Source organism: Marinobacter sp. NP-4(2019) (assembly GCF_003994855.1).
GTDB lineage: Bacteria > Pseudomonadota > Gammaproteobacteria > Pseudomonadales > Oleiphilaceae > Marinobacter.
In genome coordinates this window covers 822661-839428 of the sequence record NZ_CP034142.1, presented here as the reverse complement: position 1 = coordinate 839428, position 16768 = coordinate 822661, and the positions used below count along the sequence as shown (strand labels likewise).

Sequence of the window (16768 nt, the reverse complement as noted above, 5' to 3'; positions counted from 1 at the left end):
CCACAAAAAACCCCGCAAGTGCGGGGTTTTTTGTGGACGACTGGCCTTCTAAAGTCTATAGAGCTCCAGCCCTCTCCTCGGCCTGATTCGCCCCGGCCACGTTCCCCCTGGCCCGACGAATATCCGCCAGCAACAGCCAGCCGGTCCGCTGCAACCTGACATCATTACCAGCCAGGGACAGCCCCTTAAGAGTGAACTGTTCCGCCGAGCCCAGTTGGCCTTTCGTCACATAAGCTTCGGAGAGCTTGAAATAGACCTCTGCCGACCGTGGCGCAATTCGTTGCGCGCGCTCCAACTGGGCAACCGCCGCGCCCGCATCCCCTTGGGCCAGATAGGCGTCCGCCTGGCGGATCAGGCTTTTTGCCGCTGGAGACAACTGGTCACCGGAGTCCTGGTAACTCGTTGAACCGGAGCGACGGTCCGGCTCCGGTTCAGGCTCCGGTGGCTGCTCACTCTTGCGTTCGGTACGGGATTCTTCCTCCCGAGGGTAGGTTCTTGGTGGTTCGGGAGCCCTTTCTCTCTCCACATCGCGAGAGGAACCGCCCACCGGCACATAAATAGAGCCGCCCGGCGAGGCGCAGCCCACAACGGTCAGCGTCAATGCCAGCAAACCGGCATACTTGAGTGTTGTCACTTTCATTGGAAAAGCCCCTCGAACCAGCCTCGAATCCGTCGTTCCAGCCTGCCCGAGCAGGACACCCGCTGCTCGGGCTCGCTACCGGCCATAAACGGAACCAGGCGTGCATTGTCACAGTACTCATCGGTAAGAGCCTGCCGTTGTGCATTGACCCAGTGGTAATCCACTCCATCAGGCACCACCGGGGAAAATCCGTGCTGGGGCACCTGCGCCATGAACCGCGCCCATACTGGCAAGGCGCCGGTTGCCCCGGTCAGGCTGGTCGGGCCGTTGTCGTCTCGCCCGACCCAGGTCACCGCCAGCAGGTCACCGCTGAAGCCGGCGAACCAGGAATCACGACCATCGTCGGTGGTGCCCGTTTTTCCGGCCAGGGTCAGCTGCTGTGGCACAAACCGATAAGCGGAACGGCCCGTCCCCTCCTGCATGGTTTCTTGCATCGCATACTGCACGAGATGGACAGCTGCAGGGTCCGCCACCTGATCCACTTCCAGACTGTAACGCGACAGGGCTTCACCATCAGGCCCTGTCACCTGACGAATGGTCCTCAGCGGCGTGTTAAAGCCGGAGGTTGCCAGCCCCTGATACATTTGCGCCACGGTAACCGGCGTCATCGACACGGAACCCAGCAGCATCGAAGGATACCGCGATATCGGGCTGGTCACACCAAACGCCTGCAGCGTCTCGGCAACCGCGTCCACGCCAACGTCCAGGCCGACTCTGACTGTCGGCAGGTTATAGGACCGCGACAGCGCCTCATGCAAAGGCACCTCGCCACGCTCCTTGCGGTCATAGTTCTCCGGCTCCCAGCGACGATCATCCTCGAATACCAGAGAGAAGCGTTTATCCTCAACTGGCGTGATCAGGGTGTAACGCTCCGGATTCTGCATCGCCGTCAGATAGATGAACGGCTTTATCAGTGAGCCAATCGGTCGCTGCGCATCCACGGCGCGATTAAAACCGGCAAACCGGGGATCCCGGCCACCGACCATAGCCAATACTTCTCCGCTATCGCGGGAGGTGACGACCATGGCGGACTCCAGGGAGGTATCGTCCGACCCTGAATCCATACGGGAAAGCATGTCTTTCACGGCAAACTCGGCGGCATTCTGGATACCGGGATTCAGGGTGGTAAAGATCCTCAACCCTTCACTTTGCAAATCCTCTTCCTTGTAATCCCGCGCCAGGTGACGACGGACCAGATCAATGTATGCCGGATAGCGGTTTTCGGAATAGGACGGCCGTTCACTGACCCCCAACGGCAATGCTTTTGCCTGGCTCGCCTCGGACTGACTGACAATACCCGCCTCTGCCATCACGTCAATGACCAGGTTTCGTCGACCCGTCGCACGCTCAGGATGGCGGCGGGGATTGTAATAGCTTGGCCCCTTGACCATGGCCACCAGCAATGCCACCTGGTGCAACCGAAGGTCCCGCATCGACTCTCCGAAATAGAACTGACTGGCCAGGCCGAACCCGTGGATACTGCGGGTACCAGCCTGCCCCAGGTAAACCTCGTTGAGGTAGGTCTCAAGGATATCGTCCTTCTCGTAGTGCAATTCCAGAAGTATCGACATCAGCGCTTCATTTCCCTTGCGGACCAGGGTCTGCTCGCGGGTCAGGAAAAAATTCTTGACCAGTTGCTGGGTCAGCGTGCTTCCTCCCTGAACCACCTCTCCGGCCTGGATATTCACCAGCATGGCCCGGGCAATGGACAACGGCGCAACCCCGAAGTGATCATAAAACCCGCGGTCCTCAATCGTCAGTAGCGCCTCTTTCAACAGCTCGGGAACCTGGTCCAGCTGCACCAGCACCCGGTCTTCCTTGTGGGCGGGGTAAATTCCGCCAATCTGAGCGGGTTCGAGACGCACGATGGGGGAATTGTCGCCGGACAGCACCCGAAAATCCTGGACCTGATCGCCATAGATCGTCAGAGCCAGGCGACGCCGAGGCTCAGGACCATCGGCAAACAGGAATCCACGGGAGCTGATGACAAAATGTCCACCGTTACGGCTGTAGGTTCCCGGTTTGGTACCGTCGCCCTGGCGGAAACCGGACAGTTCCAGTTCACGCTGAAGGTCACCAGAGCTGAGGCTGGCGCCGTTGTATAGCTCCAGAGGACGGGCATATACCCGTGAGGGCACCTCGAATCGCCGCCCCTCGAAACGGGAAGTGACTACGGCGTCCAGGTACACCATCCAGCCGGCAAGCAAGACCAGGCCAATCAGTGACACGCGCCAGAACAGGCGCCAGAACCAGGGCCGCTTTGCAGAACCGCCTTTACCGGGTTTTTTCTTCGCAGACTTTTTTGGGGGTGATGTTTTTTTCATGGCGCGATTATAACGAAAGCATCCGCCCGGAAGGCAGGTCATCTATGTGTTATTTCTGTAATCTGCCCGTTATGATAGGCCCCAGAAAATCAACAAGTTCAGGGAATGCGAGGAGAGAGCCGTGAGCGACACCACCAATGATTTGATTCTGGCTTTACAGAATCCGGCGCTATACGACCACCCGGTCAAGGATTTTCAGGTTTTTGAGACTCATATCTCCCAGGTCATCCTGACGGGCGACTACGCCTACAAGATCAAGAAACCGATGGATTTTGGCTTTCTCGATTTCTCCACCCTGGAGCGCCGCAAACATTTTTGCGAAGAAGAACTGCGACTGAACTCCCGTCTCGCAAAGAGCCTCTACCTGGATGTGCTGCCGATCACCGGCACTCCCCAGGAACCGCAACTGGGTGGTGAAGGTGAAGCATTCGAGTATGCCATTCGCATGCACCAGTTCAATCAGGCAGATCTGTTTGATGTTCGCCAGGAGAACGGCACCCTGACGCCAGAGCTACTCACCAGTGTCGCCCGACAGGCAGCCGAGTTCCATGACCGCTTGCCACCGGTCCCGGAGGATAAGCCCCTGGGCACACCAGAAGCGGTCTATGCCGCCATGCAGGAAAACTTTGACCAGATCCGTCCCCTGCTGGAGGACAAGTCACTGTTGCTACAGCTGGACAACCTGGAAGAGTGGACACGCACCACGTTTGAGCGCCAGCGGGATCTGATTGCCAGTCGGCGGGAGAACGGATTTGTCCGTGAATGTCACGGCGATCTCCACCTCGCCAACATCACCGTGTTCAAAGGCGAAGTCACCGTCTTCGACTGTATTGAATTCAATGAGCCATTCCGCTGGATCGACGTCATCAACGACCTGGCATTCCTGCTGATGGACCTTGAGTCCCGTCGCGAGCATAAGCTGGCGAACCTGGTATTGAACACCTATCTCGAGTATCGGGACGACTTTGAGGCCCTGCCACTGCTGCCGCTGTACAAGGCTTACCGCGCCCTGGTACGGGCCAAGATTGCGCTGTTTACCATGGGCAACCCGGCGCTATCAGAAGCAGAAAAAACCGGGCTAATGCAGCGCTACCAGGACTATGCCCTACTTGCTGAGAGCTATAGCACCATTCCCAACCCCTATTTGCTGGCCACCACCGGCCTGTCCGCCAGCGGCAAAACCTGTGTCAGTGCCGCCATGGCCGAGGAGCTGGGCCTGATCCGGCTGCGCTCCGATGTGGAGCGCAAGCGCTTGTTTGGTATGGGGCCACTGGCGCAAAGTCATTCTCCCACCGGCGGCAACATCTACACCCCGGAAGCCACCGCGCGGACCTACCAGCGCCTGGCCACCACCGCCAGCGAGCTCCTCAGCGCCGGCCTGCCGGTCATTGTCGATGCGGCTTCCCTGAAGCAGGGAGAACGCACACTGATGGCGGACGTGGCAGAAGCCCAGGGAGTCCCTTTCGCACTGATCCATTGCGAAGCGCCGGAAGAGTTGCGCAGAGCGTGGATTCGCAAACGCACCGGAGACGCGTCGGAGGCGACGGAAGAACTTCTGGACGCCCAGATGACCTGGTTTGAGCCACTGACAGCCGAGGAAAAGACTCACACCATTCACCTGCATACCGACCAGGAGCATGTCGCCGAGGCAGTTGCTGACCGGATACGTCAGCACTTCGGATTGCAGGAATAATAAACGTCTACAATACCAGGTACCTGCCCCGCAAAGGCAGGTACCTATACCAGACGCAGGGGCCAGAACGATGGATACGGACGCAGTACGCCATATCGACGATCCACTCTATGAAAAACTCAGAAGTGAGAACATGGAGGCATTCAACGCCGCCAAGGCAAAGCAAAGCCCGTTGCCAAGTTTTGCACACGGCGATTTCCGGGGGCTGGACCTCCGTGGCATGGACGCACAGGGACTGGACCTGAGCCACGCCTATTTCCGGGGCGCAGACCTGCGTGGCATTGATTTCAGCGATACTCGGATGGAAGGCGCCAGCATTGCCGGCGCCAAGATTTCGGGCTGCTTCTTCCCCCGCCAGTTGCACGCGGATGAGATCGTCATGTCACTCAATCACGGCACCCGAATGCGGTACGACACCCACAAATGAACAGACACTCCCCATGGCTAAAGGTGTGCTCCCCAGACGACCTGACGAACGGGAGCTTCACCGAGTTCACGCTGACCAAAGGCAAACCCGAAGATCAGACAACGGATCAACGGGGCTTTGTCTTTCGCCGCAGCGGCAAAGTCTACGGTTACCTTAACCGCTGCCCACACCTGGGCATCGAACTGAACTGGATGCCAGGGCGGTTCATGGACAGTGATAACTGTTTTATCCAGTGCTCCACCCATGGCGCCCTGTTCCTGCCGGACAGCGGCGAGTGCATCGTCGGCCCCTGCCAGGGAGAGGCGCTAACGCCCCTGGAGGTGAGCGAGTCCCGGGATTCCATCGAGATCAGGCTTCCAGAATGACCGGCACCGTGCTGGTCAGCGCCAGATTGCCGGAGGGTCCTTCCCCACCCCCCAGATCCGCACGGTAAGCAAGTACTTCCACACCTGCGCTGACTGCGTCCCTGAGCAATGCACCGTAAGTGGCATCGATATGGTCCGCCGGTCGCACCGAGGTGATCCCGGTATGATTGACCACAAACATCAACACCGCCCGATCCCCCTTGGCGACCTGGGCCATCAATTCCCGCAGGTGCTTCTGCCCCCGAGTGGTGACCGCGTCCGGAAAAAAGCCGCGGCCATCCTCACAGAGGGTGACGTTCTTGACTTCCACCCAGGCATCGGCAAGCGTCGCGTGTCCCGACAGATGGAGATCAATACGACTTTTCTCCTCTCCGTAGCGAACCTCCGATCGACACTCTCCATAGCCGGTCAGTTCCTTCACCCGCCCCGCCTCGACAGCCTCCCTCGCCTGCGCATTGGGTCGGGCGGTATTAATGCACGCCAGCTCACCAGGCGAAGTCTCCACCAGCTCCCAGGTATAGCGAAGTTTACGCTTGGGGTTATCACTTTCACTCAGCCACACCCTAGCGTTGTCCGGCTGACAACCGAGCATGGAGCCAGTATTGGGGCAATGGGCCACCACTTCCGAGCCGTCTTCCAGCAACACGTCGGCCAGAAAACGCTTGTAACGTCGAACCAGTTTGCCTTTAATCAAAGGTTGGGAGAAGTTCATGGTGGTCTCCGTATGAAAGTCTGAACACAAGGCTGGCACCCCTGCAACTTATCTGCTATTTTCCGCAAATTCCCGTTTCAGGACGAATGCTTCATCCAGGGTCAATCCGCGTAGTCAAGGCTGGCGCGGCGGAAAGCAAAGCGTTCTTGTGAAGTACAAACAAGAGGCCGGGTTCAATGGCAAACACTGCAGAACAACCACGCGAACGTTTTACCAACTTCACCCCTTATGAAATGAAGAAGGGTGAAGAGTACATGAGTGCTGACATGCTGGAGCACTTCAAGAATCTGCTGCTGCAATGGAAGCAGGAGCTGATGGAAGAAGTGGACCGCACCATGCACCACATGCAGGAAGACGCAGCAAATTACGCGGATCCGAGCGACCGCGCAACCCAGGAAGAGGAGTTCAGCCTGGAATTGCGCACCCGTGACCGCGAAAGAAAACTGATCAAGAAAATCGACCAGACCATCGATCGCATCGACAAGGACGACTATGGCTTTTGCGATCAATGTGGCGTGGAAATCGGCATTCGTCGCCTGGAAGCCCGCCCGACGGCCACCCTGTGCATCGACTGCAAAACCCTGGCGGAAATCCGCGAGCGCCAGACCGGCATCTGAGCCGGACCATCGTCAGGCCAACCGGCCCCCGACAGGGCCGGTCAGCTGATTGCTATGGCTGATACTCTTTACCGAGGCCGCTTCGCCCCTTCCCCTACAGGCCCATTGCATTTCGGCTCCCTGGTGACGGCGCTGGCCAGTTACCTCGAAGCCAGGATCCACCAGGGCCAGTGGCTGGTTCGTATCGAAGACCTTGACCCCCTGCGGGAAAGCCCGGAAGCCACCGACAGCATTCTCCACAGCCTGACCTGCCACGGACTTATTCCGGACGCTCCCGTTCGCTTCCAGTCCGCACGCCACGACGCCTACAAGACAGCCATAGAACAATTACTGTCAGACGGACTCGCCTATCGCTGCGCCTGTTCCAGAAAACAGCTACAGCAGCAACAGGGCAAGCACCCGGAACACTGCCGTGAGGGCCACACCGAGCCTGGCAACCGTCCTTTCGCCATCCGCTTCGCCCTTCGGGATGAAACCAGCCACTGGCCGGATGATCTCCTCGGGCCGCAGACCCAACGGGTCACCGCCGAAGTGGATGACCCCGTCATTCTTCGCAAGGAGGGTTTCTACGCCTATCAGCTGGCCGTCGTGGTCGACGATATCGATCAGGGTATTACGGACGTGGTGAGAGGATCAGACCTGCTGGATATGACCGCCCAGCAACAACAGATTTATCGTGCACTGGGTGCCACGCCTCCCAACTGGCTCCACATCCCGGTGATCCTCAACGAAGAAGGACAGAAACTCAGCAAACAGAACCGCGCCCCTGCACTGGACGACCGGCAACCGGCCGCCAACCTGATCGCAGCACTGGAAGCACTGGGCCAGCGCCCACCGGCTGACCTGAACCAACAACCCGTGGTCAATATCCTCACCTGGGCGACCAGACACTGGCAACGGGAAGCAATCCCCCTGACATCCCGGTGAGCTACGTGGTATAAGGAGCCTCTGAATAACTCCTGAATCGCCTCTGGCTTTCGGGAGTTATTCAGAGGCTCCAAGCCCTTCACAAACTTCAGTGCGGATACCAAGCCTGATGTACATCTATCGTCTGGTCTTCCTGTTGGTTCTGGCCATCTATATTTTTTCACCGAACATTCTCGACTGGTGGACCTCTCCGGGTAACGCCTGGTACACCCCCTACATTATCTGGGCCGGGCTAATCGCCATCGGTTTCTGGCTTGAGTGGCGGCGGGACCCCAATGAGTTTTAGCGCACCGGGCCTGTTACTGGCCAGCCTGCTGTATCTGATGATCCTATTCGGCGTTGCCTGGGTGACCGAGCGTGGCGTCATACCACAACACTGGGTCCGACATCCCCTGGTCTACACCCTGAGTCTGGGGGTCTACGCCGGCATTTGGGCCGTCTATGCCGCCGTGGGTGTGGCCGCGGAATCCGGCTTTGGCTTCCTGGCTTACTATCTGGGCATCAGTGGCGCCTTCCTCCTGGCCCCGGTGTTGCTGAACCCGGTCATGCGTATCGGACGGGCCTATCAGCTGACATCACTGGCCGATCTCTTTGCCTACCGCTACCGCAGCCAATGGGCCGGCACACTGGTCACCCTCTGCTCCGGCGCGGCCATACTGTCGTTGCTCAGCATGCAGATACAGGCCGTTTCCACTTCCGCCAGCCTGCTGGCTCCGGAGACCTCCCGCAACCTGATCAGCGTTATGTTCAGCATTACCGTGGTGCTGTTCGCGATGCTGTTTGGCACTCGCCGAAATCAGGGCACCGAAACCCATCAGGGACTGGTACTGGCCATTGCCTTCGACTCCGTGGTCAAGCTGACCGCATTGCTGACTCTGGGCGGGGTTATCCTGTTCAGTGTTTTCGGCGGCATGGGCGGCCTTGAAGCCTGGCTGGAGAGCCAGAGCTCACCGGCCAGCACCATGGCCATGAGCATAGACGACGGCAGCTGGCGAGCATTAATGCTGATGTCCTTTGCCGGCGCCCTGGTACTGCCCCACATGTACCACATGACCTTCAGTGAAAATCCGTCGCCCAAGGCACTGGCAAAGGCCAGTTGGGGGCTACCCCTGTACCTGTTGTTACTGGGGTTGCCAGTACCCTTGATTCTCTGGGGCGGTCAGGAATTGGCGGCAACCACCGGGCCCAACTTTTACGCTATCGGCACCGCCCAGGCCCTGGGCAGTCCGGCGCTGACCCTGTTGATGTACATCGCCGGCCTGTCGGCGGCCAGCGGCCTGATGATCGTCAGCACCCTGGCGCTGGCCGGCATGGTACTGAACCACATTGTCCTGCCCCTGCGCACGCCGAGGGACCACGGCGACATCTACCACTGGCTGAAGTGGATCAAGCGCCTGCTGATTGCTGTTATCATTTTCGCAGCCTTGCTGTTCCATGAAACCATCGGCACCAACCTGGATCTGTCTATTCTGGGCGCCATCTCCCTATCCGGCATGTTGCAGCTACTGCCAGGAGCCCTCGGCGTCATTTACTGGCCGGAGGGCAACAGACGAGGGTTGATCGCCGGACTGGTGTCGGGGATGGCGATCTGGATTGTCACCCTGGTGCTTCCGTTCTCCCATACGGCCAACCTGCTGGAATGGCTGGGCGCTCCGCTGGTGCCGGATTACAGCAACTGGCACATATTTACCTTTATCAGTCTAACCGTGAACGTTACCGTATTTTCGCTGATCTCCATCCTCAGCGGCAGCTCCTCCGAGGAAACCAGCGCTGCCCAGGCCTGCTCCCTTGGAGCCCTGTCACGTCCCCATCGCCGGGAATTGGTGGCCACATCATCTTCGGACTTCGTCCACCAGCTGGCCGACCCTCTTGGCTACGGCGTCGCCAAACGCGAGGTCGAGCGAGCCCTGGGGCAACTTAAATTACCCAACATTGAATATCGTCCCTATCAACTGAGGCGCCTTCGCGACCAGGTGGAAATTAACCTCTCGGGACTTCTGGGCCCCGCCGTGGCGAGGGACCTGGTCAAGCGGCACTTGGGCTACAAGCCCATGGCCAGCAGTGGCACCGCGCAGGATATCCGCTATGTGGAGCGAGCCCTGGGGGATTACCAGAACCAACTGACAGGCCTGGCCGGGGAGCTGGACAACCTGCGCCGACATTACCGGCAGACCCTCCAGAATCTACCGATTCCGGCCTGTTCGGTGGGTGAAGATGGCGAGATACTGATGTGGAATCACACCATGGAGCAGTTGACCGGCATTACAGCTGACGATGTTGTCGGTGCCCGCCTGATGGCTCTGCCGGAACACTGGCACCTGCTGCTGGATGATTTCAACTGCGGTGAAGAACTGCACCGCTACAAACACCGGATGGATCTGAATGGCAAACCCCACTGGCTGAACCTGCACAAGGCGGCCCTGAGCGGTCCCGATCACCCGGAAGGTGGCAGCATCATCCTGGTGGAAGACCAGACCGAAACCCGGTTACTCGAGGACGAGTTGATGCACAGTGAACGCCTCGCCTCTGTTGGTCGCCTGGCAGCGGGTGTGGCCCACGAAATCGGCAACCCGGTCACCGGCATTTCCTCACTCGCGCAAAATCTGAAGCTGGAAACAGACGACCCGGAAATCCTCTCGACCGCCGAACAGATTCAACAACAAACCCGGCGCATCTCCGCCATCCTGCAATCGCTGATGAATTTTGCCCGTACCGGCAACCATTCCCAGGCCAACCGCTACGAGCCGGTCGTCATTCAACGCTGTGTGGACGAATCCATCAACCTGCTATCCCTCAGTGGTCGTGGCCTCGGTATCACATACATCAACGATTGCCCGGACCAGCTGATGATACTGGGTGACGAACAACGACTGGTCCAAGTCTTCGTGAACCTGCTGGCCAATGCCCGGGACGCCTCTCCCGAGGGCGGGACTATACGGGTCAGTGGAAACCGCGACGGCTACTCCGCTATTATCGAAGTCACCGATGAAGGATCGGGCATTCCCCGAGACCAGCTCGACCACATATTCGAACCCTTTTACACCACCAAGGCGCCTAACAAGGGCACCGGCCTTGGTTTATCGCTGGTGTACAGCATTGTTGAAGAACACTACGGCAACATACACGTGGACAGCCCGGCAGACCCGGCAACCGGCCGGGGTACCTGTGTACAGTTGAAGCTGCCAGCTTACGAGCCGGAACCCGAGAATGCTGCCACCAGCCAGAACGAAAGGTTGTAAACCCCTATGCCTCGCATTCTGATCGTAGAAGACGAAGAGATTATCCGCTCCGCAGTAAGGAAGTTACTGCAGCATGCCGGTTACGACGTCACCGATGCAGGCTCCGTTGAGGAAGCGGAACAGAGCCAGGATCCCGACGAATTTGATCTGATCATTTCCGACCTGCGGCTGCCCGGCGCCCCAGGCACCGAACTGATCAACCGCGCCCCCAATACGCCGGTGCTGATTATGACCAGCTACGCCAGCCTTCGGTCTGCCGTGGATTCCATGAAAATGGGGGCCGTTGAGTACATCGCCAAGCCGTTCGATCATGATGAAATGCTGGCGGCCGTCGACAACATCCTGACCCGCAAACAGCGCGCATCGACGGATGCACCGGCACCCGACACCGCCACGCCCGGCGACGAAGCCACAAGTGGAGACCCGGCCAGCATCATGTACGGCAAGTGCGAGGCGATGCAAAAAGTCTTCACTCTGATCCGCAAGGTGGCACCGACAGAAACCACGGTGTTGATTCAGGGCGAGTCCGGCACAGGTAAGGAGCTGGCCGCACGGGCATTGCACCTGCTCAGCCCACGGGCAACCAAACCGCTCATTTCCGTGAACTGTGCAGCGATACCGGAAAGCCTGATTGAATCGGAACTGTTCGGCCATGAGAAAGGTTCATTCACCGGCGCTGTCTCCGCCCGAACCGGCTTGATAGAGGCCGCCGATGGCGGCAGCCTGTTCCTGGACGAGATCGGTGAACTGCCACCGGAAGCCCAGGCACGACTGTTGCGCGTGCTGCAGGAGGGCGAGATCCGCAAAGTCGGGTCGACTCAGAGCCGCAAGGTCAGTGTGCGCATGATTGCCGCGACACATCGCAACCTGAAGGCGATGACCCGAACCGGCGAATTCCGCGAAGATCTCTACTACCGCCTCAACGTCATGCAGGTACGCATTCCGCCACTGCGAGAGCGACAGGGAGACGTTCTGGGTCTTGCCCAGCGGTTCCTGCGGCGGCAGGGCGAGAAGATGGGCAAGCCCAACCTGAATCTCAGCCCCGAAGCCATGCGTTCCATGGAGCGACACCGCTGGCCAGGTAACGTGCGGGAGCTGGAAAACGCCATCGAGCGAGCCACTATCCTGTGCGACACCGACCTGATCACCCCGTCCCTGCTGGACCTGGAATATGACGGTAGCGACGAATACATTCCGGAAACCCTGGTGGAAGGCAACAACGAACAGGTACGTAATCGTGAGCCGGAATCCTCCAACGATCTGTCCCTGGAAGATTACTTCCAGCATTTCGTGCTGGAGAACCAGGACAAAATGAGCGAAACCGAGTTGGCACAAAAACTGGGAATCAGCCGCAAGTCCCTGTGGGAGCGTCGTCAGCGCCTGGGCATCCCACGCAAGAAAAGCTCGGGCAACTGAGACAGCAGCGGGTAGTTGGCCTCTGTTGCATACATAGCTACCTACAAAATGTGAACTCTAGCTCATTTGTTACCCCATGTTCCGTACGGTAACACTCACGGAAATAATAACGAGGCATCAGTAACACTTAGGTCTCATACGGGGTAACACTTACGAACCGATTTTTATTAAGTGATTGTTAACTAAGAATTTATAAAAACTGGCACACGCCCTGCACTCTAATAAGCGCACAACAACAAAAACAAGAGTGACAACGCAGCGCCAAAACAAAAACAAAAAGCTGCAGGAAGACGTTCGGTAACAAAAACAAATACAGAACGTGAGCGAACTGAGTGTTTTGGGTACTGTGCTTTTTAGTGGTCCCTTGGCACGTGCGAGTTGTAGATGTAGAGAAGAATCGTCTTCCAGGCGGCACTGCATTTACCCCTGACTCGCCCGATGCTTCTGACCGCTCTGTGTATTCAAAGCCTTCCGTTTGCACTACTGAGATCCCTGGATTTGGGGATGAACAGTGGGGTAAAAAAACGAAGAAAAATCCCGGCAACAACAAAAACAATGCAGATCGTCAACGCTTTCAGGGCGGATTCGTGAGAACGGATCCGCCTTTTGATTATCTGGCTGATGGGAAACCCGCATTTCACTCGGGAATGAACATTTATTGCCCGCTTTTCCCGGCCATTCGGCCGCAAACGTGTGCAAATCCTGTCCAAACCGTTAAACTCTCGTTTTTTGCTCACGCAATAACGGAATTCAATGCCTAACTCAAATACCTCGCCCTTCGAGAAGTTTGTCGAAAAAATCCAGTCCTTTATGCCCGGCAGCGGAAGGAAGAAGCACCGCACCTATCAGCGGCAGGAAATCCCGAGGGAGCAACACAACGTCTCTCGCTCCGCGATCAGCGAACCGGCCAAAAAAGTGCTTCACCGGCTGAACAAGTCCGGCTATGAGGCCTACCTCGTAGGTGGCGGTGTCCGCGATATTCTCCTGGGCGGCCAACCCAAGGACTTTGATATCGCAACCAATGCCACGCCAGAAGAAGTCCATGACCTGTTCCGGAACTCCCGACTGATCGGCCGCCGCTTCCGGATTGTGCACGTTGTGTTTGGCCGCGAAATCATTGAGGTCACCACCTTCCGCGGCAATGCCGTAGAAGCGGACGACGATGCCGACGACGATGACCGTCGTACCAGTGAGCACGGCCTGTTGTTGCGGGATAACGTCTATGGCTCCCAGGAAGAAGATGCCCTGCGCCGGGACTTTACCGTCAACGCCCTTTACTACTGTATCCGCGACTTCACCGTTATCGACTTCGCCGGCGGCGTGGAAGACCTGAAGAATCGCCAGTTGCGACTAATAGGCGATCCCGAAACCCGGTACCGCGAAGATCCGGTGCGGATGCTCCGGGCAATACGATTCGCCGCCAAGCTGGGCTTCGATATCGAGCCGGGCACCGAAGAGCCGATTCGTGAGCTCGCTCCGCTGCTGACCCACATTCCGCCAGCACGCTTGTTCGACGAGGTCCTCAAACTTTTCTCCGCAGGCTATGGCGAAGCCACCTACGACATGCTGAGAGACTACAATTTGCTGGCCCCACTGTTTCCAGAAACCGTCAGGGCTCTGGATAACGGTGAACCTGACGAACTGATTCGTCAGGCCCTGCGTAACACCGACGCCCGCATTGCCGAGGGCAAATCCGTCACGCCCTACTTCCTGTTTGCGGCGATGCTCTGGCCCGCACTTCAGGCAGAGTGGCGCCACCGTCAGGACAACGGCGATCCGGTTCAGCCGGCCCTTCATGGGGCGATTGCCAAGGTTATCGGCCGCCAGGTTCAGGCCACCTCAATCCCGAAGCGATTTTCTGGCCCGATGAAGGAAATCTGGGAAATGCAGATGCGTCTGCCACGCCGCCAGGGCAAACGGGCTTTTATGGCCATGTCGCACCCCCGCTTCCGCGCCGCCTATGACTTCCTGCTGGTGCGCGAATCCGCAGGTGAGATCGAGCCTGGACTGGGACAGTGGTGGACGGACTTCCAGGCAACGGACGAACGAGGCCAGGAACGCATGCTCAGCGAACTGACCGCGGACGCGCCCAAAAAGCGCCGGCGCAAGCGCAAACCGGCCAATCGGACCTGATCATGCCGATGACGGACGCCTTTATCGGACTGGGCAGCAACCTCGCGGATCCAACCGCCCAACTTGCCCGGGCCGTGACAGAACTGGCGACCTTGCCGGATACCACACTGGTGGCTCAGTCGGCATTTTACAGCAGCCACCCCGTTGGCCCCCAGGATCAGCCTGATTTCGTCAACGGTGCGGTATGGTTGCGGACCCGACTCCGCCCCTTGCAGTTGCTTGACCACCTACAAGCGATCGAGCGGCACCATGGCCGGGAAAGGAAGCAGCACTGGGGACCAAGAACACTGGACCTGGACCTGTTGATATTCGGCGATCACACCATTAATGACGAGCGCCTGACGGTTCCCCATCCGGAACTCCCCAATCGCGACTTTGTGCTGCAACCCCTGCTTGACCTGAACGCGGATCTGACATTGCCCGACGGACGGACCATTGCCCGCCTGAGACAGCAGTGCCCCGACAACAACCTGCGGCCACTGCCTCCGCTCCCCCGGGAACCGTTTCCCCCCGGTTGATTGTGGAGTTCGTGGTACTATTGCCTCAGCCACACCCCCGGATTACCCTTAACACCTGAATGCCGGTTGACCCCGGCGCAGTCTTGGCCCATCCACCCACAAGGCAAGGATTTTATGGCTGTTACCATTAATACCCTGCGGGAATACAAACAAAAGGGCGAAGCCTTCTCCGCCCTCACCTCCTACGATGCCACCTTCGCACAGGTCGTCAGTGAAGCCGGTGTGGATGTGATCCTGATTGGCGATTCGCTCGGTATGGTTCTTCAGGGCCACGACAGTACTCTCCCCGTCACCATGGATCAGATGATCTATCACGTCAGCTCGGTCGCCAAAGGCAACCGTGGCTCACTGATCATGGCGGACATGCCCTTCATGACTTACGGCACCATGGAAGCGGCCCTCGAAAACGCGGCTGAGTTGATGCGCGCCGGTGCCCACATGGTCAAACTGGAGGGCACCGATTGGATGACCGATACCATTGCCGCCCTCAGCGAACGCGGCGTTCCCGTATGCGCCCACCTTGGCCTGACGCCCCAGTTCGTCAACAAGTTCGGCGGCTACAAGGTACAAGGCCGCGACGAACACGCAGCAGAAATGATGATTGAGCACGCCTGCGAACTGGAAGCCGCCGGGGCTGACGTTCTCCTCCTGGAATGCGTACCGGCTCCCCTGGCCGCGCGCATCACTCAGGCCGTCAAGGCACCGGTTATTGGCATCGGCGCGGGTGCAGACACCGATGGCCAGGTACTGGTCGTGCATGACATGCTGGGCATCACCACCGGCCGCAAGCCCCGTTTTGTCAAAGATTTTCTGGCCGACACCGGTTCCGTACAGAAGGCCGTTGAGGCCTATGTCAAAGCAGTACGTGACCGCTCATTCCCCGCCGAGGAGCACACGTTCAAGGCATGAGAACCATCAACTCCCTGAAAGAATTACGCACCATCCTTCGCGGCTATCGCCGGGAAGGCAAAACCATTGGACTTGTTCCTACCATGGGCAACCTTCACGAGGGGCACATTTCACTGGTTCGCAAGGCCAGTGAGGCAGCCGACGTGGTGGTGACCAGCATCTTCGTCAACCCGATGCAGTTCGGCGCCAGCGAAGACCTGGACACCTACCCCCGCACCCTCGAAGAGGACCAGAGGCAGCTTGAGGCGGCCGGTAACACCCTGGTCTTTGCCCCCGGCGTTGAGGAAATCTATCCCCAAGGCCTGGTTCAGCAAACCAAGGTGATTGTTCCGGAAGTCAGCGATGGCCACTGCGGCGCCAGCCGCCCGGGACACTTCGAGGGGGTCGCAACGGTCGTGACCATGCTGTTTAACATGGTCCAGCCAGACATCGCGGTATTTGGCGAGAAAGACTTCCAGCAACTGGCCGTTATCCGCAAGCTGGTACGTGACCTGATGATTCCAGTGGAAGTGATCGGCGCCCCGACCATTCGTGAAGACGACGGACTGGCAAAGAGTTCCCGCAACGGTTACCTGACAGACACCGAACGAACCATCGCACCGGTGATCTACCAAACCCTGCAGGAGTGTGCCCGCAAGCTGAACGAAGGCCGTACCGATTTCGAAACTCTGGAGCAGGAAGCCAATAAAGCGCTGTCTGCCGCCGGATTGCGCCCGGACTATTTCAACATCGTTAACAGCCTGACCCTGAAGCCGGCGACACCGGAAGACAATGAACTGACTGTGTTGGTCGCCGCCTTCCTTGGCACCACGCGACTGATCGACAACCTGTCGGTCACCCGATCATAA

General features: G+C 58.4%; 16 protein-coding genes. 13 read left to right on the top strand and 3 right to left on the bottom strand.

Annotated features, from left to right (window positions below; translation table 11 throughout):
* Positions 1–55 precede the first annotated feature (55 nt).
* Positions 56–640: a tetratricopeptide repeat protein gene (locus EHN06_RS03735; protein WP_127330332.1), complete on the bottom strand. Its 585-nt coding sequence runs from the start codon at positions 638–640 to the stop codon at positions 56–58.
* Positions 637–2964, bottom strand: a complete 2328-nt coding sequence (gene mrcB / locus EHN06_RS03730) for a penicillin-binding protein 1B (RefSeq protein ID WP_127330330.1) — start codon at positions 2962–2964, stop codon at positions 637–639. Before mrcB ends, EHN06_RS03735 begins: the two co-directional genes overlap by 4 nt.
* A gap of 121 nt (positions 2965–3085) precedes the next feature.
* On the opposite strand from mrcB, the gene EHN06_RS03725 reads away from it, so the two are divergent.
* From EHN06_RS03725 to EHN06_RS03715, 3 genes are all read left to right on the top strand, one after another.
* Positions 3086–4657, top strand: a complete 1572-nt coding sequence (locus EHN06_RS03725) for an AAA family ATPase (protein ID WP_127330328.1) — start codon at positions 3086–3088, stop codon at positions 4655–4657.
* A 70-nt stretch (positions 4658–4727) separates the two neighbouring features.
* Positions 4728–5084 (top strand): pentapeptide repeat-containing protein, encoded by a 357-nt coding sequence (locus tag EHN06_RS03720; RefSeq protein ID WP_127330326.1) that lies wholly within the window; start codon positions 4728–4730, stop codon positions 5082–5084.
* Positions 5081–5449, top strand: coding sequence for a Rieske (2Fe-2S) protein (locus tag EHN06_RS03715; protein ID WP_127330324.1), 369 nt, complete (start codon positions 5081–5083; stop codon positions 5447–5449). The genes EHN06_RS03720 and EHN06_RS03715 overlap by 4 nt, the downstream gene beginning before the upstream one ends.
* Here the strand turns inward: EHN06_RS03715 and sfsA are convergent.
* Positions 5433–6161: a DNA/RNA nuclease SfsA gene (gene sfsA, locus EHN06_RS03710; protein WP_127330322.1), complete on the bottom strand. Its 729-nt coding sequence runs from the start codon at positions 6159–6161 to the stop codon at positions 5433–5435. The two genes, EHN06_RS03715 and sfsA, sit on opposite strands and share 17 nt — an antisense overlap.
* Positions 6162–6337: 176 nt before the next feature.
* Here sfsA and dksA point away from each other — a divergent pair, with 176 nt between their 5' ends.
* The 10 genes from dksA to panC all read left to right on the top strand — a co-directional run bounded on the left by dksA (position 6338) and on the right by panC (position 16768).
* Positions 6338–6778: an RNA polymerase-binding protein DksA gene (gene dksA, locus EHN06_RS03705; protein WP_127330320.1), complete on the top strand. Its 441-nt coding sequence runs from the start codon at positions 6338–6340 to the stop codon at positions 6776–6778.
* Between the two features lie 54 nt (positions 6779–6832).
* The gene (gene gluQRS / locus EHN06_RS03700) at positions 6833–7705 is read left to right on the top strand and encodes a tRNA glutamyl-Q(34) synthetase GluQRS (RefSeq protein WP_127330318.1); all 873 of its coding nucleotides are present in this window, start codon (positions 6833–6835) and stop codon (positions 7703–7705) included.
* A 109-nt stretch (positions 7706–7814) separates the two neighbouring features.
* Positions 7815–7991 (top strand): hypothetical protein, encoded by a 177-nt coding sequence (locus EHN06_RS21130; protein WP_012139305.1) that lies wholly within the window; start codon positions 7815–7817, stop codon positions 7989–7991.
* Positions 7981–10944 (top strand): ATP-binding protein, encoded by a 2964-nt coding sequence (locus EHN06_RS03695; RefSeq protein WP_127330316.1) that lies wholly within the window; start codon positions 7981–7983, stop codon positions 10942–10944. The genes EHN06_RS21130 and EHN06_RS03695 overlap by 11 nt, the downstream gene beginning before the upstream one ends.
* Positions 10945–10950: 6 nt before the next feature.
* Complete coding sequence (locus EHN06_RS03690) at positions 10951–12360, top strand: sigma-54-dependent transcriptional regulator (protein WP_127330314.1); 1410 nt, start codon at positions 10951–10953, stop codon at positions 12358–12360.
* Between the two features lie 332 nt (positions 12361–12692).
* Positions 12693–13121 carry a hypothetical protein gene (locus EHN06_RS03685; protein ID WP_127330312.1) on the top strand — a complete coding sequence of 143 codons (429 nt, stop codon included), beginning with the start codon at positions 12693–12695 and terminating at the stop codon, positions 13119–13121.
* A 49-nt stretch (positions 13122–13170) separates the two neighbouring features.
* Positions 13171–14493 carry a polynucleotide adenylyltransferase PcnB gene (pcnB, locus tag EHN06_RS03680; protein WP_206075754.1) on the top strand — a complete coding sequence of 441 codons (1323 nt, stop codon included), beginning with the start codon at positions 13171–13173 and terminating at the stop codon, positions 14491–14493.
* Between the two features lie 8 nt (positions 14494–14501).
* Positions 14502–15011: a 2-amino-4-hydroxy-6-hydroxymethyldihydropteridine diphosphokinase gene (gene folK / locus EHN06_RS03675; RefSeq protein WP_127334337.1), complete on the top strand. Its 510-nt coding sequence runs from the start codon at positions 14502–14504 to the stop codon at positions 15009–15011.
* Positions 15012–15125: 114 nt separating this feature from the next.
* Positions 15126–15920: a 3-methyl-2-oxobutanoate hydroxymethyltransferase gene (gene panB, locus EHN06_RS03670; protein ID WP_127330308.1), complete on the top strand. Its 795-nt coding sequence runs from the start codon at positions 15126–15128 to the stop codon at positions 15918–15920.
* A complete protein-coding gene (gene panC, locus EHN06_RS03665; protein WP_127330306.1) occupies positions 15917–16768 on the top strand; it encodes a pantoate--beta-alanine ligase in 852 nt (283 codons plus the stop codon). The genes panB and panC overlap by 4 nt, the downstream gene beginning before the upstream one ends.

Bases quoted from the DNA above. Each gene is read 5' to 3' on its own strand.
- panC (WP_127330306.1), top strand. From the start codon at position 15,917: ATGAGAACCATCAACTCCCTGAAAGAATTACGCACCATCCTTCGCGGC.
- EHN06_RS03735 (WP_127330332.1), bottom strand. From the start codon at position 640: ATGAAAGTGACAACACTCAAGTATGCCGGTTTGCTGGCATTGACGCTG.
- pcnB (WP_206075754.1), top strand. From the start codon at position 13,171: ATGCCCGGCAGCGGAAGGAAGAAGCACCGCACCTATCAGCGGCAGGAA.
- EHN06_RS21130 (WP_012139305.1), top strand. From the start codon at position 7,815: ATGTACATCTATCGTCTGGTCTTCCTGTTGGTTCTGGCCATCTATATT.
- sfsA (WP_127330322.1), bottom strand. From the start codon at position 6,161: ATGAACTTCTCCCAACCTTTGATTAAAGGCAAACTGGTTCGACGTTAC.
- EHN06_RS03720 (WP_127330326.1), top strand. From the start codon at position 4,728: ATGGATACGGACGCAGTACGCCATATCGACGATCCACTCTATGAAAAA.
- EHN06_RS03715 (WP_127330324.1), top strand. From the start codon at position 5,081: ATGAACAGACACTCCCCATGGCTAAAGGTGTGCTCCCCAGACGACCTG.
- dksA (WP_127330320.1), top strand. From the start codon at position 6,338: ATGGCAAACACTGCAGAACAACCACGCGAACGTTTTACCAACTTCACC.
- panB (WP_127330308.1), top strand. From the start codon at position 15,126: ATGGCTGTTACCATTAATACCCTGCGGGAATACAAACAAAAGGGCGAA.
- EHN06_RS03690 (WP_127330314.1), top strand. From the start codon at position 10,951: ATGCCTCGCATTCTGATCGTAGAAGACGAAGAGATTATCCGCTCCGCA.
- mrcB (WP_127330330.1), bottom strand. From the start codon at position 2,964: ATGAAAAAAACATCACCCCCAAAAAAGTCTGCGAAGAAAAAACCCGGT.
- folK (WP_127334337.1), top strand. From the start codon at position 14,502: ATGACGGACGCCTTTATCGGACTGGGCAGCAACCTCGCGGATCCAACC.
- EHN06_RS03695 (WP_127330316.1), top strand. From the start codon at position 7,981: ATGAGTTTTAGCGCACCGGGCCTGTTACTGGCCAGCCTGCTGTATCTG.
- gluQRS (WP_127330318.1), top strand. From the start codon at position 6,833: ATGGCTGATACTCTTTACCGAGGCCGCTTCGCCCCTTCCCCTACAGGC.